The organism is Pseudomonas sp. NFACC10-1, assembly GCF_900119195.1.
Taxonomy (GTDB): Bacteria; Pseudomonadota; Gammaproteobacteria; order Pseudomonadales; family Pseudomonadaceae; genus Aquipseudomonas; species Aquipseudomonas cerasi.
The window spans coordinates 499,078-519,830 of sequence record NZ_FPJB01000002.1 but is presented as its reverse complement, the minus strand read 5'-3'; the positions used below and the strand labels follow the sequence as shown (position 1 = coordinate 519,830).

Below are 20,753 nucleotides of genomic sequence, written 5' to 3'. Positions count from 1 at the left end.
CCCAGGCCAGATCGTCGTGCAAAAAAGATGGGCTAAGATAGCACAGCGACCGCACCGGAACAGCGGTGCCCAATCACATGGAGGTGCTATGAGTATTCGCAGTTGGCCCGCGGCTGAACGCCCCCGGGAACGCTTGTTGGAGTTGGGGGCGGCAAGCCTTTCCGACGCCGAGTTGCTGGCTATCTTTTTACGCACCGGCGTGGCTGGAAAAAGCGCCGTAGACCTTGCGCGTCATCTGCTGAATCAATTTGACGGGCTCAGACCGTTACTGGATGCGGATCTGTCGGCATTCACCTCGCAACTGGGGCTTGGGCCCGCCAAGTTCGCTCAGTTGCAGGCTGTCATGGAAATGGCGCGTCGGCATATGGCCGAGTCCTTGCGCCGTGAGTCAGCGCTGGAAAATCCGACCCAGGTTCGCAGCTATCTCAAGGCCCTCCTGCGGCATGAGCCGCACGAAGTCTTCGGCTGCCTGTTTCTCGATAACAAACACCGGGTCATGACCTTCGAGATATTGTTTCGCGGGACGATCAACGCGTCCTACGTGCACCCGCGCCAGGTGGTAAAACGAGCGATGGCGCATAACGCTGCGAGTCTGATCCTCTGCCACAACCATCCTTCCGGTATCACCACGCCCAGCCGTTCCGACATCGACCTGACCAAGCGCCTCAAGGAAGCGCTGATGCTGGTGGATGTTCATGTGCTTGACCACGTGATCGTGGGAGACGGTGAGCCACTGTCGATGGTGGAACGCGGTTTGATGTAAAGAGCTGACGCAGAGCAATGTGCGCGATGGGGCGGGCACCCGGATTATCGCTCCCACGCTCTGCGTGGTAATGCCGTTCTGGACGCTCTGCGTCCGGTCTCCAGAGGGTCGTGCCAATGCAGGCATTGGCACGACGTCACCCAGAGAGCCTCAGGTCAGCCAAGGGACTTACTTGACCTGCACTTTATAGAAATCCTGCCTGCCGAACGGGCTGACCTGATAGCCAGTGACATCCTTGCGTACCAGGGCTGCAGCCGTCGGGTGGGCAAGGGGGATCCACAGTGCCTGCTGTTGAATCTGCTGCTGGGCCTGGTGATACAGCTTGCTGCGTTCGGCCTGGTCACTGACTGATTTACCGTCTGCGATCAGCTTGTCCAGTGTCTTGTCGCAATAGCGGGCGAAATTGGTGCCCGACTGCACGGCTGCACACGAGAACTGCGGGGTCAGGAAGTTATCCGGGTCGCCATTGTCGCCTGCCCAGCCCATGAACAGCAGGTCATGCTCGCCAGCCTTGGCGCGGCGAATCAGTTCGCCCCACTCAATAATCTTGATCTCGGCATCAATGCCGACCTGCTTCAAGTCAGCCTGCAACAATTGAGCGCCCAGGCTCGGGTTCGGGTTCAGCAGGCTCCCGGAAGGTCGCGTCCAGATAGTGGTCTTGAAGCCTTCCTTTACACCAGCCTTGGCCAACAGCGCCTTGGCCTTGGCAACATCGTGCTGATAGCCAGGCAGGTCCTTGGCGTAACTCCAGGTATTGGGCGGATAAGGACCACTGGCTTTTTCAGCGGTGCCTTCGAACACGGCTTTCAGGTAATTATCCTTGTCGAACGCCAGGTTGATGGCCTGGCGAACTTCCGGCTTGTCGAACGGCGGGTGCTGGCTGTTGATCGCGACAAACGCGGTCATGAACGCTTCAGTCTTCTCGACCTTGAGCGAGTCGTCCTTGCTGGCTGCCTGAATATCCAGAGGCTTGGGCGAGAGCGCTATCTGGCATTCGTCCTGACGGATTTTCTGCAGGCGCACATTGGCGTCCGGCGTGATGGCATACACCAGCGTGTCGATATCAGACTTGCCGGCGAAGTAATCGTCGAACGCCTCATAGCGCACCGCGGCGTCTTTCTGGAAGCGCTTGAACACGAACGGCCCGGTGCCGATCGGCTGGCTGTTGAGTTTTTCCGGCGTGCCCGCCTTCAACAGCTGCGCGGTATATTCGGCTGAATAGATCGAGGCGAAACCCATGCTCAGCGTGGCCAGGAAGGTCGAGTCCGCATGGTTGAGCGTAAAGCGCACGGTGTGTGCATCGGGCGCTTCGATACTCTTGATCAGCGCGGGCAACTGCATGGATTGCGCATGCGGAAAACCGCTCTGGGCGATCTTGTGCCACGGGTTCTGCGGGTCGAGCATGCGCTGGAAGCTGAATAGCACGTCATCCGCGCTCAGCTCGCGAGTCGGCTTGAAATAGTCAGTGGTGTGGAATTTCACTCCGGCGCGCAGCTTGAAGTCGTAAGTCAGGCCGTCTTTGGACACGGTCCAGCTTTCTGCCAGGCTCGGCACCAGCTTGCCGCTCTTGGCATCGAAGTCCACAAGGCGGTTCATCAGCACGTCGGCCGATGCGTTGGTGGTGGTCAGCGAGTTGTACTGTACAACGTCGAAGCCCTCGGGGCTGGCTTCGGTGCAGACCACAAGGTTCGATGCCTGGGCAGCGACGGGAAGCAGGAGTGGAACGAGTAGAAAAGGGAGTGCAGCTAGGCGCATGGCGTTATTTCCTGTTCAGAAAGGGCCCCATCTGCCGGTGCAGTCTGGTGAGGGACTAACCCTAGACCATGTACTGGCGCAGAACAATCGTCTCGGCGCGACGAGCGGTCGATTTGCCTGTGCCCCCGCAGTGCTTGAGCATACCGCTGCGCGAGGCGTGATCATTCGGGTCAAAGTGCTTTGCCTGTTGTTGTGCCAAAGGCTTTCTGGTATAAAGCAGCGCTCTTTTCTAGGGGCCCGGTTCCTTCACTGTAGGTGTAGCCGGTAAGACCCTTAAAGAAACGCGGCGCCTGGCGCCAAATGACTGAGAGATTAAGCGGCCAACCCATGCCGGGTTGGGCATGTGGTTTTAGAGGGCTGAGGCATGTCGAGAGTATGTCAAGTTACCGGTAAGGGTCCGGTGACTGGGAATAACATTTCCCACGCAAACAACAAAACCCGTCGTCGTTTCCTGCCAAACCTGCAGCATCACCGCTTCTGGGTTGAAGGCGAGAAGCGTTTTGTTCGTCTGCGCGTATCTGCTAAAGGCATGCGTATCATCGACAAGCGTGGCATTGAAGTTGTGCTCGCTGAACTGCGTCGCGACGGCAAAATTTAAGGGAGAAAATCATGCGTGAATTGATCCGTTTGGTGTCGAGCGCTGGTACAGGCCATTTCTACACCACCGACAAGAACAAACGTACTACCCCGGATAAAATCGAAATCAAAAAATTCGATCCGGTTGTACGCAAGCACGTGATCTACAAAGAAGGCAAAATCAAGTAATTGATTCTGTCGGCTACAAAAAAACCCGCCTTGGCGGGTTTTTTTGTGCCTGCGTTCCTGGCGTAGCTGCCAGCAGTATCCAGGCAGCAAAACGCCCGACGCGATGCGCCGGGCGTTTCAAGCATGTGAAGCTGCTGTCGGTCGACGAAGGTACGGTCGCCTGATCAGCCGAAGCTGAAGCCGGCCACCAGACCGTCCTTGTCGACATTGACGTACAGACGGTTCGGGTTGAGGTCCTGGGTCGTGATGTCGCCAGGGCCGATCACCTTCTGAAGACCGGTAATTTCGCTGATATAGGCTTTGACGGTAGGCACATAGCGGCTGCCTACAAGGTACTGAAGCGCTTGGGCGATAACTTCGTTGGTCATTTTCAAAATCCTTTTTGAGTGAATGTCCTCACTGGACGCGCTCAGAATCCTCCAGAAAACCCGATGTGATGCGGTACTTATTTATCTGGAGCCGCCTCAAACACCACATAAATCTTGCGGCATGTTTCCAGCACCTCCCAGGTGCCTTTGAAACCGGCCGGAATCACAAAGCGGTCGCCTGCGCGCAGGGTTTTCGCGTTGCCCTGCTCGTCGCGCAGGACTGAAACACCCTGCACAATCTCGCAATACTCGTGTTCCGAATAATTCACCTGCCACTGCCCGGGCTCGCCATTCCAGACGCCCGCGCTCATCTGTCCGCAGGGGCTGTTGTAGTGGTTGTAGAGGGTTTGTGCCGGATCGCCCTTGAAGACCTTTTCCGGTGCAGGGCGATAGTGCTCGGCGGCGGTGCTGGCTTCACTGAAGTCGACGATGCTTTCGATGCTCATGAGGGGCCCCTTGTCCTGAATGCGTTGAAGGTTTGACGTGCGTGCAGTGCGTTAGTGCCTCGGCGCGCGTGCTGAGCTGTTTAATAAAATCAACATAAAGGCACCGTAGCGGCTATTTATGTCAAATATATTGGTTTTGTCGGGCCGCTGGTTTAGGGTAACGGCCGTCCTGAAAAATTTCAGATTGTGTCTTTAATCAACCATGACACACCCACATTCAACAAGAGGAGGACATGCAAATGACCACCCTGACTCGTGATGACTGGGAGCAACGCGCCCAGAATTTGAAGATCGAAGGCCGTGCCTTCATTCAAGGTGAATACACCGCAGCCTCCTCCGGCGAGACGTTTGACTGCATCAGCCCGGTCGATGGCCGGATGCTTGCCAAGGTTGCCAGCTGCGATACCGCTGACGCACAACGCGCGGTCGACAGTGCGCGCAGCGCCTTCAACTCCGGTGCCTGGTCGCGACTGGCTCCGGCCAAGCGCAAGGAAACGATGATCCGTTTCGCCGAGCTGCTCAAGCACAATGCCGAAGAACTGGCTTTGCTTGAAACCCTGGACATGGGCAAGCCGATTGGCGACTCGTTCGGCGTCGACATTCCCGGTGCCGCCAGAGCCCTGAGCTGGAGCGGCGAGGCCATCGATAAACTGTATGACGAAGTCGCGGCAACGCCTCATGACCAACTGGGCCTGGTAACGCGCGAGCCGGTGGGTGTCGTGGCCGCCATCGTGCCGTGGAATTTTCCGCTGATGATGGCCTGCTGGAAGCTGGGCCCTGCGCTGTCCACTGGCAACTCGGTCATCCTCAAGCCATCGGAAAAATCTCCGCTGACGGCCATTCGTATCGCACAACTGGCCATTGAGGCGGGTATTCCTGCGGGCGTACTCAACGTGCTGCCTGGCTATGGCCACACCGTCGGCAAGGCGCTTGCCCTGCATATGGACGTGGACACCGTGGTCTTCACCGGCTCGACCAAAATCGCCAAGCAGCTGATGATCTATGCGGGCGAATCGAACATGAAGCGCGTGTGGCTGGAAGCCGGCGGCAAGAGCCCGAATATCGTCTTCGCCGACGCGCCTGATCTGCAGGCCGCCGCCAGCGCCGCCGCCAGCGCGATTGCCTTCAACCAGGGCGAAGTCTGCACCGCCGGTTCACGCTTGCTGGTCGAGCGCTCCATCAAGGATCGCTTCCTGCCGATGGTGATCGAGGCGCTGAGCGCCTGGAAGCCCGGCAACCCGCTCGACCCTGCGACCACCGTGGGCGCGCTGGTCGATACCCAGCAGATGAATACTGTGTTGTCCTACATCGAGGCGGGGCACTCCGATGGTGCCAAGCTGGTTGCGGGCGGCAAGCGCATTCTGCAGGAGACCGGCGGCACCTATGTCGAGCCGACCATTTTCGACGGTGTGAACAACGCGATGAAAATCGCTCAGGAAGAAATCTTCGGCCCGGTGCTTTCGGTGCTGACGTTCGATTCTGCCGAAGAGGCGATTCAGATCGCCAACGACACGCAGTATGGCCTGGCGGCTGCCGTATGGACCTCGAACATCTCCAAGGCACACCTGACCGCCAAGGCTTTGCGCGCAGGCAGTGTATGGGTCAACCAGTACGACGGCGGCGACATGACCGCACCGTTCGGCGGCTTCAAGCAGTCGGGCAACGGTCGTGACAAGTCGCTGCATGCGTTCGACAAATACACCGAACTGAAGGCGACCTGGATCAAGTTGTAGTCATTTGCCTATTGCTCCCAGGCTCTGCGTGGGCGTGTAGTTCTGGGACGCTCCGCGTCCGGTCTCGCGTTTGCGGCGTGGCGCAGATTTGTGACGCGGAGCGTCACGCACGGCATTCCCACGCTGGAGCGTGAGGAACGATAACCTTAACTATCGTGCGACGCTCTGCGTCGCATGCCGTTCTGGACGCTCCGCGTCCTGGCTTGCGTTTGCGGCGCGGCGCAGATTTGTGACGCAGAGCGTCACGCAAGGCATTCCCACGCTGGAGCGTGAGGAACGATAACCTTAACTATCGTGCGACGCTCCGCGTCGCATGCCGTTCTGGACGCTCTGCGTCCGGTCTTGATTGTGCAGTGAGGGCAGGCAGGAGCTTGAAAATGCGTTGGGGTACTTATTTTGCTGTGCTGGCGTCCGTGCTGGGCGTTGGTCTGGCAATGGGCGTCAGCATGCCGCTGGTTTCATTGCGGCTGGCAGGCTGGGGCTATGGCTCGTTCGCCATTGGCATCATGGCGGCGATGCCTGCGGTGGGCGTGCTGCTCGGCGCGGCGCTGGCCAGTCGTCTGGCGGCGCGCTTCGGCACGGCCAATCTGATGCGCCTGTGTCTGTGGGCCGGGGCGTTTTCGGTCGGCGCGCTGGCGCTGCTACCGTATTACTGGATCTGGCTGGTCTTGCGCCTGACCCTCGGGGTCATTCTGACCATCGTCTTCGTGCTGGGTGAAAGCTGGATCAATCAGCTGGTCATCGAGCGCCTGCGCGGGCGTCTGGTGGCGCTGTATGGCAGCACCTACGCATTGAGCCAACTGGCGGGGCCGCTGCTGCTCGGCGTGATCGGCACCGAAGCCGACTATGGTTTCTGGATTGGCGTGGCGCTGCTGGTCGGCTCACCGTTTCTGCTGCTGGGGCGCACCGGCGCGCCGTCGACCGAATCCTGCAACGTGACGTTTGCCGATCTGTCCGGCTTCTGTCGCGGCATGCCTGCCATCGCCTGGGCGGTCGCCCTGTTTGCTGCGTTCGAAGCGCTGATCCTCACCCTGTTGCCGCTTTACTGCATACGCCACGGCTTCACCCCGGAAATCGCCCTGATCATGGTCAGCGTGGTGGTGGTCGGTGACGCGCTGCTGCAACTGCCGATCGGCATGCTCGCCGACCGCATTTCACGTCGCGCGATGTTCACCGGCTGTGCCGCCTTGCTGCTGGCGTCCAGTCTGCTGGTGCCATTGCTGATCGACACTGTTCTGATCTGGCCGCTGTGGACCGTCTTCGGTGCCAGTGCCGGTGGGCTGTTTACCCTGTCGCTGATTCTGATCGGCGAACGCTATCGCGATGATTCGCTGGTCCGCGCCAACGCGCATGTCGCTCAACTGTGGGGCATCGGCTGCCTGCTCGGCCCGTTGATAGCCGGCGCGGGCAGCCAGTGGGTCAGCGGTGAGGCCTTGCCGCTGATGATGGCTGCAGGTGCCTTGGGCCTGCTGATACTGATCCGGCGACGCGGCGCGTTCGGCGATGCGCAGGCTGCGCCCGCTTAAAGCATTCTTTCCAGGCCGATGGCGCGGCTCATCCACGCATTGAAACGCCGCCACCAGTCGCCCGGTTCGGTATGCAGTGTGTGGATCTGCCCGTTGTCTTCGGTCACCCACACCACTTTGCCGTCCTCCAGCCGCGCTTCGTAGGTGAGCGACGGGGCCATGCCCTGCAAGGTCAGTTCGCGCAGTTGTTCGGCCAGTTGCGGGCTGTCGACCAATACGCCCACTTCGGTATTCCACAGCACAGAGCGCGGATCGAAGTTGAATGAGCCGACAAAGACCTTCTGCCGATCAAAGATCATCGCCTTGCTGTGCAGGCTCGATTCGGAGCTGACCAGAGAATGGCTTTTCTTGAACAGATGCGGACCGCTGCCGCGCATCGTCTCGGTATCGCCAGGCTGTCGGCGCAGCTCGAAGAGCTTCACGCCATGCTCCAGCAGTGCCTTGCGGTACGGCGCATAGCCGCCATGCACGGCAGGCACGTCGGTGGCTTCCAGGGAGTTGGTCAGCAGGCTGACATTGACACCGGCATCGGCCCGGCCGGTCAGGTACAGCAAGCCTTCCTGGCCCGGCACAAAGTAGGCCGAGATCAGCATCAGTTCCTTGTGCGTGTTCAGCAGTTCAGGCGCCAGTTGCGTGGTCAGCAGCAGGTGCGGATCAGGCTCGCCCTGCGCCAGTACCTTGGTCGGTGCATCCCACAGCGCCTGGTTGTACGCCCAGACCAGCTCGTTGAGCCAGGTTTTCATGCGCGGCTGGGTCTTGTAGGCCATCAATCGCTCATACAGCGCCTTGTGCTGCTGGTGCGCCTGCTCCAGAGAATCGTCCAGCTTGCGCCGGGCCGCGGCCAGATCCTCTCCGTCTGGCCGGAAATAGATGAACTCATCGATAGGCTTGCTGAGTGTACTGTTCCAGTACTGGTCGAAGCTGTGGCCGAGCTGCTCGGCCACCGGCCCCACGCTGAGCATGTCGATATCGGTGAAATTCAGGTTCGGCTCGGCATCGAAGTATTCATCGCCCAGGTTGCGCCCGCCGACGATGGCCACGCTGCTGTCGGCCAGCCATAGCTTGTTGTGCATGCGCCGGTGCTGGCGCGACAGGTTCATCAGGCGCCCGAGGCTGCGGGTGATGCCGGTCTCGCGCCCCAGGTTTTGCGGGTTGAACAGGCGAATCTGAATGTTCGGGTGAGCGGCCAGGGTGGCGATGGCCTGATCCAGACCGTCGCTGGTGGTGTCGTCCAGCAGGATACGCACGCGTACGCCACGGTCTGCCGCCTTGAGCAGTTCATCGATCAGGGCGCGCGTGCTCAGGCCGTCGTGGACGATGTAATACTGCAGATCAAGGCTGCTTTTTGCATTGCGGATCAGTTCGGCGCGAGCCTTGAAAGCGTCACTGCTGTCAGGCAACAGACGAAAGCCAGAACGTCCCTCGTGGGGCATGGCCATGGCCTGGATCGAACGGCCGAACGCGGAGCCTGAAGACGGCATGGCCTGGCTTGGCTCACTGGCGACCTGTTGATGCGCGCAACCGCTGACGCATAACGCAACCAGCAAGCAAAAGGGCAAGGCCCATGAGTTATTCAAATTGATCTTCCGCGTCTGGACATGGCTCGACTTGGCGATATGACCCGCAAAACCGGGAAAGATTTGCCCGCATCAGTCAGTTTGCGCATTCAGTAGTGCAATTGTCTCGCCCACGATACGCACAGCGCTCTCGATTTCGCGGTTGGGTTTGGTCGCGAAGTTCATGCGCATGCAGTTGCGGTACTTGCCCGATGCCGAAAAGATACTGCCCACAGCGATCTGCACACCCTTGCCCAGCAAGGCGCGGTTCAGGCGCAGGGTGTCGAAGCCTTCGGCCAGTTCCACCCACAGCATGAAGCCGCCTTGTGGCCGGCTGGCGCGGGTGCCTTCAGGGAAGTAGCGCATCACCCAGTCGATCATCTGGTCGCGACTGCGCTGATATTGGCTACGCATGCGCCGCACATGTGGCTCGTAATGGCCGCCTTCGATGAAGTCGGCGATGGCCAATTGTGGCTGCGGGGCGGTCGAGCCGGTGCCGATGTATTTCATGTGCAGCACCTGCTCCAGATAGCGGCCCGGCGCTACCCAGCCGATTCGCAGCCCGGGCGCCAGGGTCTTGGAAAACGAACTGCACAACAGCACGCGACCGTCCTCGTCGAAGGATTTGATGGTGCGCGGGCGAGGGTAGTTGTAGGCCAGGTCTCCATACACATCATCTTCGATGATCGCCACGTCGAAGCGCTGCGCCAGGGTCAGCAGTGCCCGCTTGCGTGCTTCAGGCATGACATAACCCAGCGGGTTGTTGCAGTTGGGCGTCAGCTGAATGACCTTGATCGGCCATTGTTCCAGCGCCAGTTCCAGTGCTTCGAGGCTGATGCCGGTCAACGGGTCGGTAGGGATTTCCATGGCTTTCATGCCCACGCCCTTGAGCGTTTGCATGGCGCCGAAGAAGCTTGGCGAGTCCACCGCCACGATGTCCCCCGGCGAGCAGATGGCCCGGACACTCGCTGACAGCGCTTCATGACAGCCATTGGTGACGATCAGGTCATTGGCGGTCAGGTTGCAGCCCGAGTCGAGCATCAGCCTGGCAATCTGCTCGCGCAGCCTGCGCACGCCGTAGATGTTGTCGTAATACAGGCCCGGCATGTCCTGATGGCGACTCAACTGACTCAGCGCGCGCATCAGCGGTTTCAGGGTCGGGCTGGTGACATCGGGCATGCCGCGCCCCAGTTGCGTGACGGCTTCAAGAGGTGCCACGCGAATCAGGTCCAGTACCTGATCCCATTGAGAGATATCCACAGGCCGCTGCACTGGCCTGCCGACCGCTGGCAGCGCAGGGGCTTTTCGGCTGACCGAGACGTAATAGCCGGACTTGGGTTTCGGCGCGGCCAGGCCATTGTCTTCCAGCACCCGGTACGCCTGCTGCACGGTACTCAGGCTGACGCCATGTTCGACGCTCAACGCGCGCACTGAGGGCAGGCGGTCGCCGGGGCGATAGAAGCCGTTTTCGATGCGCGAGCCGAGCAGTTCGGCGAGGTTGACGTAGAGCGTCATGGCGTACTCTCAGAAATTCGAACGCGTTAAAGCAATACAGATTGGCCGAAAATATAGCATTCAGTGGCGTTTTTGAATCTTCTGTATGGAAAATATAAAGGACTTTTGAATCTGTATTGGTTTTGCTGTTCGCTGCATCATGAACTCACACCCACCCAGGATGAGGGAGCAGGACATGAACGGGTTCAGCGATGTGCGCCTTGCGCTTCACAGCCATGAATTGAATGAGTATCGGCCAGCGGCGGTCAAAACGGTCCGCTCGAACAAGGCCGATCTGTTGGCAGGCATGGGGCGCTGGGCACTGTATCGCCATCGCTGGTTGTCACGCCGTACCTTGCTGACACTGACGGACGACCAGTTGCGCGACATCGGACTGGATTTCCGCCAGGCGCGGGTCGAGGCGATGAAGCCGTTCTGGAGGCCCTGAGCCTAGCGCAGCTCTTTAAGGCGGTGCCAGAGCATGCCCAATGCCAGCAGAGGCGAGCGCAAGTGCTTGCCGCCGGGAAAGGTCATGTGCGGCACTTTGGCGAACAACTCGAAGCCATCGCTGTGTTGCCCGGCGATGGCTTCGGCCAGCAGTCGGCCTGCCAGATGCGTGGCATTCAGACCGTGGCCCGAGTAGGCCTGAGCATAAAATACGTTGGGGTGCTGCTTGAGCCGGCCAATTTGCGGCAGGCGATTGGCGCCGATGCCGATCATTCCGCCCCACTGGTAATCGATCTTCACTGAGGCCAGCTGTGGAAACACATCGAGCATCTTCGGTCGCATGTACGCGGCGATATCCTGAGGGTCACGCCCCGAGTAATGGCAGGCGCCGCCGAACAGCAAACGGCGGTCAGCAGACAGCCTGTAGTAATCCACTGTCACGCGCTGATCGCAGACCGCCATGTCCTGCGGCAACACTTCACGGGCCTGCGCGTCGCTCAATGGCTCGGTGGCGATGATGTAGCTGCCGGCAGGCAACACCTTGCCGCTGATTTCCGGATTCAAGTCATTGAGGTAGGCGTTGCAACCCAGCACCAGGGTCTGCGCCTGCACCGAACCGCCCGCTGTATGCACCCGGACCTGCGGGCCATAATCGATGTTCGTCACCGCTGAGTGTTCGTACAACTGGACGCCGAGCGACTGCGCCACAGCCGCTTCGCCCAAGGCAAGGTTCAACGGATGCAAATGCCCCGAGCCCATGTCGATCAGGCCACCGACATAGCGTGAGGAGCCCACCACGCTGTGCATCTCTTCGGGTTGCAGCAACTGCAGTGCATGGCGATAACCCAGGCTGCGCAACTCTTCTGCATCTTCGGCAAGGCTGTGCAGGTCGCGCGGTTTGTTGGCCAGATCGCAATAACCCCATTTCAGGTCGCAATCGATAGCATGCCGTTCGATGCGCTGACGTACGATCTCGACGGCCTCGATGCCCAGCAGCTTGAGCTGCCGCACGCCTTCGCTGCCGATGACATTGGCGAACTGTTCGACGCCATGACCGACCCCGCGAATCAACTGACCGCCATTGCGCCCGCTGGCCCCCCAACCGATCTTGCGCGCTTCGAGCAGCGCCACGCTGAACCCGCGCTCGGCCAGTTCGATGGCAGTGTTGAGTCCGGAGAATCCACCGCCTACCACGCACACATCCACCTTCACCTCACCTTGCAGCGCAGGATGATCCGCTTGCGCATGACTGCTGGCGGCGTAGTAGGAAGCAGCGTGCTGATCGTGACGAGTCGGGTGCTGAACGCGGGCGTTCATGAGCGTGTCCTGTTGGTGGCGGATGGCGTGTCGGGAGGATAAGCCGCTGTCATGAGCCTGCCAACTGAGGCAAACTTGCGGCCTTATGTATGAGTGGTCGAGTCAATGAGCTGCAACCGTCAGAAAATAGCGGATCTGCGTCGCCAGATTCCTTCGTTCGAGTGTGTGCCCGGCTGCCACGACTGCTGTGGGCCGGTGACCACGTCGCCCGAAGAAATGTCGCGTCTGCCGCGCAAGACGGCCGCCGAACAGGACGCTGCGCTGGACGAACTCAATTGCGTACACCTTGGTCCGCAAGGCTGCACCGTGTATGACGAACGCCCGCTGATCTGCCGCCTGTTCGGCACCACCGCAAGCCTGCCCTGCCCGAATGGCCGTCGGCCGGTCGAGTTGATCCATCCACGGGTCGAAAAGCAGATTCATGAGTACATGGCCTCGACTCGCCAGGTACTCGTATAGCAGGCAATCAGTCGGGAATCGGCAGATTCAGGCTCTCTTTGACTTCCTCCATGACGATGTAGCTCTTGGACTCACGCACGTGCGGCAGTTTGAGCAGGATATCGCCCAGCAGTTTGCGGTAGGACGCCATTTCGGAAATCCGCGCCTTGACCAGGTAGTCGAAGTCGCCGGACACCAGATGGCACTCCAGCACATGGGGAAGCTTCAGCACGGCACGGCGGAATTCTTCAAAGGTGTCGCCAGACTTGTAGTCCAGGCTGATCTCGACGAATACCAGCAGGCTGGCCTTGAGGCTTTGCGGATTCAGCCGGGCGGTGTAGCCCATGATGATCCCCTCGCGTTCCAGCCTGCGCACCCGCTCTGTACAGGGCGTAGTTGACAGGCCGACCCGCTCGCCAAGCTCGGTGAACGAGATGCGCCCGTCGGCCTGCAGGATGCGCAGAATATTGCGATCGATCTTGTCCAGCTCACGATTTGACTGGTGTTGAGTGCGCACGGGTCATTTCCCCTCTAGCAAAGCGTTTATCGCCGCGAATAAACACTAAATATAGATCTTTATACAGTGAGAAGCACTGCCCATTGCTCAATATACTGCGCACATCCTTGCTTAAAACTTCGAATTATCAGCGGATATCCGCGATGAGGTCATCGACATGCGCGTTCTGGTCCTGGGTAGTGGCGTTATCGGTACAACCAGTGCTTATTATCTGGCGCGTGCCGGTTTCCAGGTGACCGTCGTTGACCGTCAGCCTGCTGCCGCCATGGAAACCAGTTTTGCCAATGCCGGCCAGGTTTCTCCGGGCTATGCCTCGCCATGGGCTGCGCCGGGTGTTCCGCTCAAAGCGCTCAAATGGCTGCTGCAGCGCCATGCGCCATTGGCGATCAAGGCGACGGCGGATATCGATCAGTACCTGTGGATGGCGCAAATGCTGCGCAACTGCACGGCCAGCCGTTATGCCGTCAATAAAGAACGCATGGTACGCCTGTCCGAATACAGTCGCGATTGCCTGGATGAACTGCGCCTCGAGACCGGCATCGCCTACGAAGGGCGCAGCCTGGGCACCACGCAGTTGTTCCGGACCCAGGCCCAGCTGGACAACGCCGCCAAGGACATCGCTGTGCTCGAGCAGTCCGGTGTTCCTTACGAACTGCTGGATCGCGAAGGCATCGCCCGTGTCGAGCCTGCGCTGGCCGGTGTGACCGGCATCCTCAGCGGTGCATTGCGCCTGCCCAATGACCAGACGGGTGACTGTCAGTTGTTCACCACGCGCCTGGCGGAAATGGCCGTGGCGCTGGGTGTCGAGTTCCGCTACGGGCAAAACATCGAACGCCTTGATCACGCTGGCGACCGCATCAATGGCGTGTGGATCGACGGCAAGCTCGAAACCGCCGATCGTTACGTGCTGGCGCTGGGCAGTTACTCGCCGCAGTTGCTCAAACCGCTGGGCATCAAGGCGCCGGTCTATCCGCTGAAGGGCTACTCGCTGACCGTGCCGATCAGCAACCCGGACATGGCACCGACTTCGACCATTCTCGATGAAACCTATAAAGTCGCGATCACCCGTTTCGACAACCGGATCCGCGTCGGTGGCATGGCGGAAATAGCCGGTTTTGACCTGTCGCTCAATCCGCGTCGACGCGAAACACTGGAGATGATCGTCGGTGACCTCTATCCTCAGGGCGGCGACCTGACCCAGGCCGATTTCTGGACCGGGTTGCGTCCTACCACGCCCGACGGCACACCGATTGTGGGTGCAACACCGTTCCGTAACCTGTTCCTCAATACCGGCCATGGCACTCTGGGCTGGACGATGGCGTGTGGTTCCGGGCGCTTGCTGGCAGACCTCATTGCCCGCAAGACACCCCGTATCAGTGCTGAAGGCCTTGATATCTCTCGTTACGGCAACACTCAGGAGAATGCACAGCATGTCAATCCAGCGCCAGCTCACCAATGAGCGCATGAGTCAGGTCGTTGTCCACAATGGCACCGTCTATCTGTCGGGCCAGGTCGGCAATGACATGACTGCGGATGTCGAGCAGCAGACCCGAGAGGTACTGAACAGCATCGAGCGCCTGCTTGACCTGGCCGGCATCGACAAGACGCGTATCCTGTCGGTCACCATTTACCTGAAAGACATCAATGCCCACTTCGCCGGCATGAACAGCGTCTGGGACAAATGGCTGCCCAAGGGGTTCGCGCCTGCACGCGCAACGGTCGAGGCCAAGCTGTGCCAGCCCGAAATGCTTGTTGAACTGTCGGTGGTCGCCGCGCTGCCTTGAGCCTTTTTGCCCGGCGCGTCCCTGCGTCGGGTTCGTCCTCTCCCTTTCCATCCTTTCAGGCAAGTAACGTCATCATGCGTCCAGCCCGCGCCTTTATCGATCTTCAGGCACTGCGTCACAACTACCAATTGGCCCGTGAAAACAGCGGCGGCAAAGCGCTCGCCGTCGTCAAGGCCGATGCCTATGGTCACGGCGCGGTGCGCGTCGCGCAGGCACTGGAATCACAGGCCGACGGTTTTGCAGTGGCTTGCATTGAAGAAGCTCTGGAGCTGCGTGCGGCAGGCATTCGTGCGCCGGTCCTGCTGCTTGAAGGCTTTTTCGAGGCCGACGAGCTGGCGCTGATTGTCGAGCATGACTTGTGGACTGTTGTGCACGCGGTCTGGCAACTGGAAGCCATCGAGCAGGCGCGCCTGGGCAAGCCGATAACCGTCTGGCTCAAGCTCGACACCGGCATGCACCGGGTTGGCCTGCATCCTCACGAGTACCAGGCGGCTTATCAGCGTCTGCTGGCAACCGGCAAAGTGGCCAGAATCGTGCTGATGAGCCACTTCTCCCGCGCCGATGAGCTGAACAGCGCCTGCAGTGATGAGCAGCTCGCCGTATTCGAGACCTTTCGCAAGGGGCTGGCAGCGGAAACCAGCCTGAAAAACTCCCCGGCGGTGCTGGGCTGGCCACAGATCCCGAGCGACTGGTCGCGTCCGGGCATCATGCTCTACGGTGCTACGCCGTTTGATCAGGTGCACCCGCTGGCGGATCGCCTGCAACCGGTGATGACCCTGGAATCGAAGATCATCAGCGTGCGTGAACTGCCCGTTGGTGAGCCCGTGGGCTATGGCGCGACGTTTGTCTGTGACCGGCCTTCGCGTATCGGCGTAGTAGCGATGGGCTACGCCGACGGCTATCCGCGTCACGCGCCGACCGGCACGCCCGTGCAGATCGACGGCCAGCCGTCCAGACTGCTCGGACGGGTGTCCATGGACATGCTCTGCGTCGACCTCACCGATGTGCCGCAGGCCGGGCTCGGCAGCCGTGTCGAGCTGTGGGGCAAGCAGGTGCTCGCCAGTGAAGTGGCCCAGCGTGCAGAAACCATTCCCTACGAAATCTTCTGCAACCTGCGTCGCGTTCCGCGCATCTATTCCGAAGACTGATTCATCTCTCTGTGCCCCAGGCCGCAGTGGGTCAGGTGTCTGTCGAAGTGTTGTAAATATCGAACGCTGTTGCCATGATGGCGTTCATACCGACTAGACCTGACAAAACCTGGGGGAATATCGCATTGGACGTGGGTGAACGACTGCAATCGATTCGCAAGCTCAAGGGCCTGTCCCAGCGTGAACTCGCCAAGCGCGCAGGTGTGACCAACAGCACCATCTCCATGATCGAAAAAAACAGCGTCAGCCCTTCGATCAGTTCGCTGCGCAAGGTGCTCGGCGGCATCCCCATGTCCATGGTCGAATTTTTCTCGGAAGAATCCGTGCCCGAGAACGCAGCTCAAGTGGTGTACAAGGCCAGCGAGCTGATTGATATCTCGGACGGTGCAGTGACCATGAAGCTGGTCGGCAAATCGCATCAGGGCCGCGCCATCGCCTTTCTCACCGAGACCTACCCACCGGGTGCCGACACCGGCGAAGAGATGCTCGTTCACGAAGGCGAAGAGACCGGCATCCTCGTCGAGGGTCGGCTGGAACTGGTGGTCGGGCTGGATACCTATGTGCTCGAAGCGGGTGACAGCTACTATTTCGAAAGCACCCGGCCGCATCGCTTTCGTAACCCGTTCGACGTCCCGGCACGATTGATCAGTGCGGCCACCCCGGCCAATTTCTGACCCGCCCCTTGCGATGAGTGATGCGTGAAACTGACCCGGAAGATTCTGAGCAGCGCAGGCGTTCTGGCGTTGTGGGCGTTCAATGCGCAAGCCGCCGATACCGCCCGAGCGCCTGACGACATCATCGCGGCCCATTGCGTCGCCTGTCACAGCGTCGGCCTGCTCAACGCGCCGAAGATCGGTGACACAGCGGCCTGGGAACAGCGGGCCCAGCAAAAAGGCGGCCTTGATGGACTGCTGGCCAGCACCATCAAAGGCCTCGGCATCATGCCCGCGAAAGGCAGCTGCGGCGATTGCACAAACGACGAACTGAAGAGTGCCATCCAGAGCATGTCCGGGCTGAAGTGAGGTGAGCTCTCGTTCATACGCTGGAGCGCCTGGCGCTGTACATGCGTTTTGTGAGAGCGAGCCGGGCGACGCTTCGCTCGCTGGCGAAGATGATGTTTAGATCGACGCTTTTTTGGCGATAGTCCACGCCCTTTCGCGAACAAGTTCGCTCCTGCGCCCTTCGGGCAGAAGCCTGGGAGCCTTTTGTTCCGGGCGTTCCAGGACTTGTGTATAACGATGATGCTCTGCGCGGCAGAGCATGCAGCACTTTGACGTTGTCGTCGGTCCAACCTGCACCCAATAACAATTCAGGAGAGCTGGGATGCCGTATTCCTGTTCCATTGAGCATGCCGTCGATCACGTTCTTGCGCAGCTACCCGAGCATATCCACCTCGGCATGCCGCTGGGGCTGGGAAAGCCCAACCGCTTCGTCAACGCGTTATACCAGCGCATCAGCGAGTTGCCCGAACGACGGCTGACGATCTACACCGCGCTGACACTCGGGCGGCCGACGCCGGGGGAGGGTTTGCAGGCGCGGTTTCTCGAACCGTTTCTGGAGCGTGTCTTCGCTGACTATCCGGAGCTCGATTTCCTCGCTGCACTGCGCCGCGACAAACTCCCTGCCAATATCCATGTGCAGCAATTCTTCATGCAGCCAGGCAGTTTGCTCAACAGCCAGTCAGCCCAGCAAGACTACGTCAGCAGCAATTACAGCCACGCCGCCCGCGACATCAACGCCAACGGCCTGAATCTGGTCGCGCAACTGGTGGCCCGTGACGAGCAGCGTCCAGGCACGTTGAGCCTGAGCTGCAACCCGGACGTGACCCTCGACCTGTTGCCCATGATCGCCAAGCGCCGGGCCGCCGGGGAGACCATTCTGATGCTCGGCCAGGTGCACGCCGACCTGCCGTACATGCCGGGCGACTCGGAACTGGATGTCGACGCCTTCGATGTGCTGATCGACGAAGACGAGCGCAGTACGCTGTTTTCCACCCCCAATATGCCAGTCGGCTATCAGGACCACCTGATCGGCCTGCACGCCAGCACGCTGGTGCGTGACGGCGGCACGTTACAGATCGGCATCGGCTCGATGGGCGATGCACTGACCGGCGCGCTGCTGGCCCGTCAGGCCGATAACGAAACCTGGCGCGGCCTGCTGGCCGAGTTGAACATGAGTAACTGGCAGACCCTGATAGATCGGGAGGGCGGCGTTCAGCCGTTCGCCAGCGGCCTTTACGGTTGCAGCGAAATGTTCGTCAACGGCCTGCTGGTACTCGCCGATGCCGGCATCGTGCGGCGCAAGGTGTATGCCGATGCAGAGCTGCAACGGCTGGCCAACATGGGCACGCTGGATGAGGATGCCCATCCTGGTGGCGTAGTCGTGCATGGCGGCTTTTTCCTCGGCCCGCGCAGTTTTTACGCGCGGCTGCGCGAGCTGCCCGCCGAGCGGCTGGCGCAGTTCAACATGACCGCCATCAGCTACATCAACGAGCTTTACGGCCAGGAAGAACTCAAGCGCCTGCAACGCCGCGATGCGCGCTTCATCAACAGCGCGTTTACCGTCACCCTGATGGGTGCGGCAGTGGCTGATCAGCTGGAAGACGGCCGGGTGCTCAGTGGCGTGGGCGGTCAGTACAACTTCGTGGCGCAGGCCCATGCACTGGAAGGCGCCCGTTCGATTCTGATGCTGCGCAGCTGGCGTGAGTCGGGCGGCGAGGTCAGCTCCAACATCGTTTGGCAGTACGGCCACACCACCATTCCCCGACACTTGCGCGACATTGTCGTGACCGAATACGGCATCGCCGATCTGCGTGGGCAGACCGATGCGACGGTGATCGAGCGGATTCTGAACATCACCGACTCACGGTTTCAATCGGGCCTGATCGAACAGGCGCAAAAGGCTGGCAAGCTACCCAAGGACTTCCGTCTCGATCCGCGCTTCACTGACAACACCCCCGAGCGCCTCAAGGACACCGCATCACGCTATCCGTCGCTGTTTACCGAGTACCCGCTGGGGTGCGACTTTACCGCCGAGGAGCGCGATCTGCTGAGAGCCCTGAACTGGCTGAAGAGCAAGCTCAAGCTCACTGAAATCCTCGAGCTGGGCAAGGCGACCCTCGATGCTCCGGACCCCGAAGCCTTCCTTGCGCACTTGCAACGCATGCAGCTCGACCAACCGCAGGGCTTGCGCGAAGAGTTGTATCAGCGGCTGTTGCTGGCCGGGTTGCAGAACAGCACCGGGCTTGCCGGCTAAGAGGCGGGCACTGATCGTTGTTGCTGGTGACGATCGGTGCCCGGCGCTTGGCGCCTAGGTCGTCGCCTTGCGGGTCGCACGCCCGACCGGGCCGACGCGCTCTTCGATGGCGTGCTGCAGCGGTTTGCGCTGGCCCATCAGGAACGCCAGCTCCGCGACCACAAACAGCGGGCCGATGATCAGCCCGGTCAGGTCATCGATGAAGGCCGGTTTGCGCCCCTCGTAGTAATGGCCGACGAACTGGATGATCCAGCCAATCACAAAGAGCCCGACGCCCGCACTCAGCCAGACCATGGTTGGCTGCTGCGCAAGGTCGGCCCCGGCCCAGATGCACAGCGCCAGTAATATCGCCATGACGATGCCCAGAGCGCGGTCAAGTCGCAGGTAAAAGACCGTCGAGCCCAGGGCCAGAAGCGCCGCCGGTGAAAGCCACAGCCCGCTTATATTCCATCCCGGTCGTGAGAGAAGCACCGCCACGGCCAGCACGATCAGTGGGATACCCACGAAGTGCGTCACGATATTGCGCGAATCACGGTGATAAGCCGCGTATTGGCTGAGATGATCGACAAGGTTTTTCATTATTATTCCTGCCTGAGACGATGGCCGGCGTGAGCCTGATTTCTTGTACAACATGCATGGCTGAAAGAGAAGGGAGCAAAAATGACAAATGGAGTGTCGTGGCGGTCACGATTGCTATCCGATTACTGGTTTTCCCATCTGCCTGCCGATCTGCAGGATAGCCTGCTGGAGGCTGCCCGCCAGCGCCGCAAGACGCCCGGCCAGCGGCTGTTCGACAAGGGCGATCTGCCCTGCGGTATTTATGTGCTGCTGGAGGGCCGCGTGCGGATCGGCGGTACCCACGAGCAGCGGCTGCTGAGGCACGTGGAACCTGCAAGCGCGCCGTGCTGGTTTGGCGAAGTCTCGCTGTTTGACGGGCTGCCGCGCCGTTTCGAAGTCTGCTCGCTGGAACAGAGCATCTTCCTGCACATCCCGCAGCCATTCCTGGCCCGGCTGCTCGACAGGCACCCCGAGTACTGGCGCTGGTTTGCCGCACTGCTCAGCCAGAAGGTCGGCTTGCCACTGCAGAGCCCCGAGAAAATGCGTCGCCTGCCGCCGCGGGCGCGGGTTGCCTGGCGCCTGTTGATGCTCAGCGAGGGGTATGGCCCGTTGAGCCAGGCAAGACGCCTGATTGCGCTGGACGACATTCAGGCCGCGCAGCGTCTCGCGCTTGCCTCGCCGGCCTTGCTGGAAGTGCTCCAGGACCTGCATGAGCGCAGGATCGTGCGCTTGGGAGAGTGGCACCTGGAGGTGTTCGATGTGGACAAGCTGCGCCGGGTCGCGAACTTTTCCAGGGCCAGAGCTGTGTGCTGAGCACCGGTCATGATCGAGCCTGGACACATCCGGTAACGGCTCCGCTGCCGCTTCGATTGAGATAGCAAAT

Annotated in this window: 22 protein-coding genes; 14 read left to right on the top strand and 8 right to left on the bottom strand. The window is 60.3% G+C overall.

Features of this window, described 5'->3' with window-relative positions; genetic code table 11:
* The first annotated feature begins 88 nt into the window (after window positions 1–88).
* Window positions 89–763: a RadC family protein gene (radC, locus tag BT119_RS06965; protein ID WP_003432182.1), complete on the top strand. Its 675-nt coding sequence runs from the start codon at window positions 89–91 to the stop codon at window positions 761–763.
* Window positions 764–931: 168 nt separating this feature from the next.
* Here the strand turns inward: radC and BT119_RS06960 are convergent, their stop codons facing one another.
* Window positions 932–2,518, bottom strand: a complete 1,587-nt coding sequence (locus BT119_RS06960; RefSeq protein ID WP_072365182.1) for an ABC transporter substrate-binding protein — start codon at window positions 2,516–2,518, stop codon at window positions 932–934.
* 364 nt (window positions 2,519–2,882) lie between these two features.
* On the opposite strand from BT119_RS06960, the gene rpmB reads away from it, so the two are divergent.
* Window positions 2,883–3,116, top strand: coding sequence for a 50S ribosomal protein L28 (gene rpmB, locus BT119_RS06950; protein ID WP_002551514.1), 234 nt, complete (start codon window positions 2,883–2,885; stop codon window positions 3,114–3,116).
* A gap of 11 nt (window positions 3,117–3,127) precedes the next feature.
* Window positions 3,128–3,283 carry a 50S ribosomal protein L33 gene (rpmG, locus tag BT119_RS06945; protein ID WP_002551515.1) on the top strand — a complete coding sequence of 52 codons (156 nt, stop codon included), beginning with the start codon at window positions 3,128–3,130 and terminating at the stop codon, window positions 3,281–3,283.
* A 164-nt stretch (window positions 3,284–3,447) separates the two neighbouring features.
* On the opposite strand, the gene BT119_RS06940 is transcribed toward rpmG, so the two are convergent.
* Both BT119_RS06940 and BT119_RS06935 read right to left on the bottom strand, forming a co-directional pair.
* A complete protein-coding gene (locus tag BT119_RS06940) occupies window positions 3,448–3,651 on the bottom strand; it encodes an I78 family peptidase inhibitor (protein ID WP_003367470.1) in 204 nt (67 codons plus the stop codon).
* A gap of 77 nt (window positions 3,652–3,728) precedes the next feature.
* Window positions 3,729–4,097 carry a cupin domain-containing protein gene (locus BT119_RS06935; RefSeq protein ID WP_003367469.1) on the bottom strand — a complete coding sequence of 123 codons (369 nt, stop codon included), beginning with the start codon at window positions 4,095–4,097 and terminating at the stop codon, window positions 3,729–3,731.
* 239 nt (window positions 4,098–4,336) lie between these two features.
* Between BT119_RS06935 and BT119_RS06930 the strand changes: the two genes are divergently transcribed.
* Window positions 4,337–5,830, top strand: a complete 1,494-nt coding sequence (locus tag BT119_RS06930; protein ID WP_003367467.1) for an aldehyde dehydrogenase — start codon at window positions 4,337–4,339, stop codon at window positions 5,828–5,830.
* A 377-nt stretch (window positions 5,831–6,207) separates the two neighbouring features.
* Window positions 6,208–7,356, top strand: a complete 1,149-nt coding sequence (locus BT119_RS06920) for an MFS transporter (RefSeq protein ID WP_003367465.1) — start codon at window positions 6,208–6,210, stop codon at window positions 7,354–7,356.
* Here the strand turns inward: BT119_RS06920 and BT119_RS06915 are convergent.
* Window positions 7,353–8,933, bottom strand: coding sequence for a phospholipase D family protein (locus BT119_RS06915; protein ID WP_003367462.1), 1,581 nt, complete (start codon window positions 8,931–8,933; stop codon window positions 7,353–7,355). The two genes, BT119_RS06920 and BT119_RS06915, sit on opposite strands and share 4 nt — an antisense overlap.
* Before the next feature lie 72 nt (window positions 8,934–9,005).
* A complete protein-coding gene (locus BT119_RS06910; RefSeq protein ID WP_003367460.1) occupies window positions 9,006–10,427 on the bottom strand; it encodes an aminotransferase-like domain-containing protein in 1,422 nt (473 codons plus the stop codon).
* Between the two features lie 175 nt (window positions 10,428–10,602).
* On the opposite strand from BT119_RS06910, the gene BT119_RS06905 reads away from it, so the two are divergent.
* The gene (locus BT119_RS06905) at window positions 10,603–10,854 is read left to right on the top strand and encodes a DUF1127 domain-containing protein (RefSeq protein WP_054081215.1); all 252 of its coding nucleotides are present in this window, start codon (window positions 10,603–10,605) and stop codon (window positions 10,852–10,854) included.
* A 2-nt stretch (window positions 10,855–10,856) separates the two neighbouring features.
* Here BT119_RS06905 and BT119_RS06900 read toward each other — a convergent pair whose 3' ends face one another.
* Window positions 10,857–12,170 (bottom strand): NAD(P)/FAD-dependent oxidoreductase, encoded by a 1,314-nt coding sequence (locus tag BT119_RS06900; RefSeq protein WP_024663330.1) that lies wholly within the window; start codon window positions 12,168–12,170, stop codon window positions 10,857–10,859.
* Window positions 12,171–12,275: 105 nt separating this feature from the next.
* On the opposite strand from BT119_RS06900, the gene BT119_RS06895 reads away from it, so the two are divergent.
* A complete protein-coding gene (locus BT119_RS06895; protein ID WP_003314010.1) occupies window positions 12,276–12,629 on the top strand; it encodes a YkgJ family cysteine cluster protein in 354 nt (117 codons plus the stop codon).
* Between the two features lie 7 nt (window positions 12,630–12,636).
* Here BT119_RS06895 and dadR read toward each other — a convergent pair whose 3' ends face one another.
* Window positions 12,637–13,125 carry a transcriptional regulator DadR gene (gene dadR, locus BT119_RS06890; RefSeq protein WP_003314011.1) on the bottom strand — a complete coding sequence of 163 codons (489 nt, stop codon included), beginning with the start codon at window positions 13,123–13,125 and terminating at the stop codon, window positions 12,637–12,639.
* A gap of 157 nt (window positions 13,126–13,282) precedes the next feature.
* Here dadR and dadA point away from each other — a divergent pair, with 157 nt between their 5' ends.
* The 6 genes from dadA to BT119_RS06855 all read left to right on the top strand — a co-directional run bounded on the left by dadA (window position 13,283) and on the right by BT119_RS06855 (window position 19,312).
* The gene (dadA, locus tag BT119_RS06885; protein ID WP_072365176.1) at window positions 13,283–14,584 is read left to right on the top strand and encodes a D-amino acid dehydrogenase; all 1,302 of its coding nucleotides are present in this window, start codon (window positions 13,283–13,285) and stop codon (window positions 14,582–14,584) included.
* Complete coding sequence (locus BT119_RS06880; RefSeq protein WP_072365173.1) at window positions 14,556–14,909, top strand: RidA family protein; 354 nt, start codon at window positions 14,556–14,558, stop codon at window positions 14,907–14,909. Before dadA ends, BT119_RS06880 begins: the two co-directional genes overlap by 29 nt.
* Before the next feature lie 74 nt (window positions 14,910–14,983).
* Window positions 14,984–16,057 carry an alanine racemase gene (gene alr / locus BT119_RS06875; RefSeq protein WP_072365171.1) on the top strand — a complete coding sequence of 358 codons (1,074 nt, stop codon included), beginning with the start codon at window positions 14,984–14,986 and terminating at the stop codon, window positions 16,055–16,057.
* A 125-nt stretch (window positions 16,058–16,182) separates the two neighbouring features.
* Entirely contained in the window at window positions 16,183–16,731 is a 549-nt protein-coding gene (locus tag BT119_RS06865) for a cupin domain-containing protein (RefSeq protein ID WP_003314015.1), read from the top strand.
* 24 nt (window positions 16,732–16,755) lie between these two features.
* Window positions 16,756–17,079 carry a c-type cytochrome gene (locus tag BT119_RS06860; RefSeq protein ID WP_072365166.1) on the top strand — a complete coding sequence of 108 codons (324 nt, stop codon included), beginning with the start codon at window positions 16,756–16,758 and terminating at the stop codon, window positions 17,077–17,079.
* 301 nt (window positions 17,080–17,380) lie between these two features.
* Entirely contained in the window at window positions 17,381–19,312 is a 1,932-nt protein-coding gene (locus BT119_RS06855) for an acetyl-CoA hydrolase/transferase C-terminal domain-containing protein (RefSeq protein WP_003432195.1), read from the top strand.
* Between the two features lie 54 nt (window positions 19,313–19,366).
* On the opposite strand, the gene BT119_RS06850 is transcribed toward BT119_RS06855, so the two are convergent.
* The gene (locus BT119_RS06850) at window positions 19,367–19,891 is read right to left on the bottom strand and encodes an Mpo1 family 2-hydroxy fatty acid dioxygenase (protein WP_003432196.1); all 525 of its coding nucleotides are present in this window, start codon (window positions 19,889–19,891) and stop codon (window positions 19,367–19,369) included.
* 81 nt (window positions 19,892–19,972) lie between these two features.
* Between BT119_RS06850 and BT119_RS06845 the strand changes: the two genes are divergently transcribed.
* The gene (locus BT119_RS06845; RefSeq protein ID WP_072365164.1) at window positions 19,973–20,683 is read left to right on the top strand and encodes a Crp/Fnr family transcriptional regulator; all 711 of its coding nucleotides are present in this window, start codon (window positions 19,973–19,975) and stop codon (window positions 20,681–20,683) included.
* Window positions 20,684–20,753: the final 70 nt, after the last annotated feature.

Coding starts and splice junctions, on each gene's coding strand:
- alr (WP_072365171.1), top strand. CDS start 14,984: ATGCGTCCAGCCCGCGCCTTTATCGATCTTCAGGCACTGCGTCACAAC.
- rpmG (WP_002551515.1), top strand. CDS start 3,128: ATGCGTGAATTGATCCGTTTGGTGTCGAGCGCTGGTACAGGCCATTTC.
- BT119_RS06845 (WP_072365164.1), top strand. CDS start 19,973: ATGACAAATGGAGTGTCGTGGCGGTCACGATTGCTATCCGATTACTGG.
- rpmB (WP_002551514.1), top strand. CDS start 2,883: ATGTCGAGAGTATGTCAAGTTACCGGTAAGGGTCCGGTGACTGGGAAT.
- BT119_RS06940 (WP_003367470.1), bottom strand. CDS start 3,651: ATGACCAACGAAGTTATCGCCCAAGCGCTTCAGTACCTTGTAGGCAGC.
- BT119_RS06930 (WP_003367467.1), top strand. CDS start 4,337: ATGACCACCCTGACTCGTGATGACTGGGAGCAACGCGCCCAGAATTTG.
- BT119_RS06880 (WP_072365173.1), top strand. CDS start 14,556: ATGTCAATCCAGCGCCAGCTCACCAATGAGCGCATGAGTCAGGTCGTT.
- BT119_RS06905 (WP_054081215.1), top strand. CDS start 10,603: ATGAACGGGTTCAGCGATGTGCGCCTTGCGCTTCACAGCCATGAATTG.
- BT119_RS06910 (WP_003367460.1), bottom strand. CDS start 10,427: ATGACGCTCTACGTCAACCTCGCCGAACTGCTCGGCTCGCGCATCGAA.
- dadA (WP_072365176.1), top strand. CDS start 13,283: ATGCGCGTTCTGGTCCTGGGTAGTGGCGTTATCGGTACAACCAGTGCT.
- radC (WP_003432182.1), top strand. CDS start 89: ATGAGTATTCGCAGTTGGCCCGCGGCTGAACGCCCCCGGGAACGCTTG.
- BT119_RS06935 (WP_003367469.1), bottom strand. CDS start 4,097: ATGAGCATCGAAAGCATCGTCGACTTCAGTGAAGCCAGCACCGCCGCC.
- BT119_RS06850 (WP_003432196.1), bottom strand. CDS start 19,891: ATGAAAAACCTTGTCGATCATCTCAGCCAATACGCGGCTTATCACCGT.
- BT119_RS06895 (WP_003314010.1), top strand. CDS start 12,276: ATGAGCTGCAACCGTCAGAAAATAGCGGATCTGCGTCGCCAGATTCCT.
- BT119_RS06960 (WP_072365182.1), bottom strand. CDS start 2,518: ATGCGCCTAGCTGCACTCCCTTTTCTACTCGTTCCACTCCTGCTTCCC.
- BT119_RS06855 (WP_003432195.1), top strand. CDS start 17,381: ATGCCGTATTCCTGTTCCATTGAGCATGCCGTCGATCACGTTCTTGCG.
- BT119_RS06900 (WP_024663330.1), bottom strand. CDS start 12,170: ATGAACGCCCGCGTTCAGCACCCGACTCGTCACGATCAGCACGCTGCT.
- BT119_RS06920 (WP_003367465.1), top strand. CDS start 6,208: ATGCGTTGGGGTACTTATTTTGCTGTGCTGGCGTCCGTGCTGGGCGTT.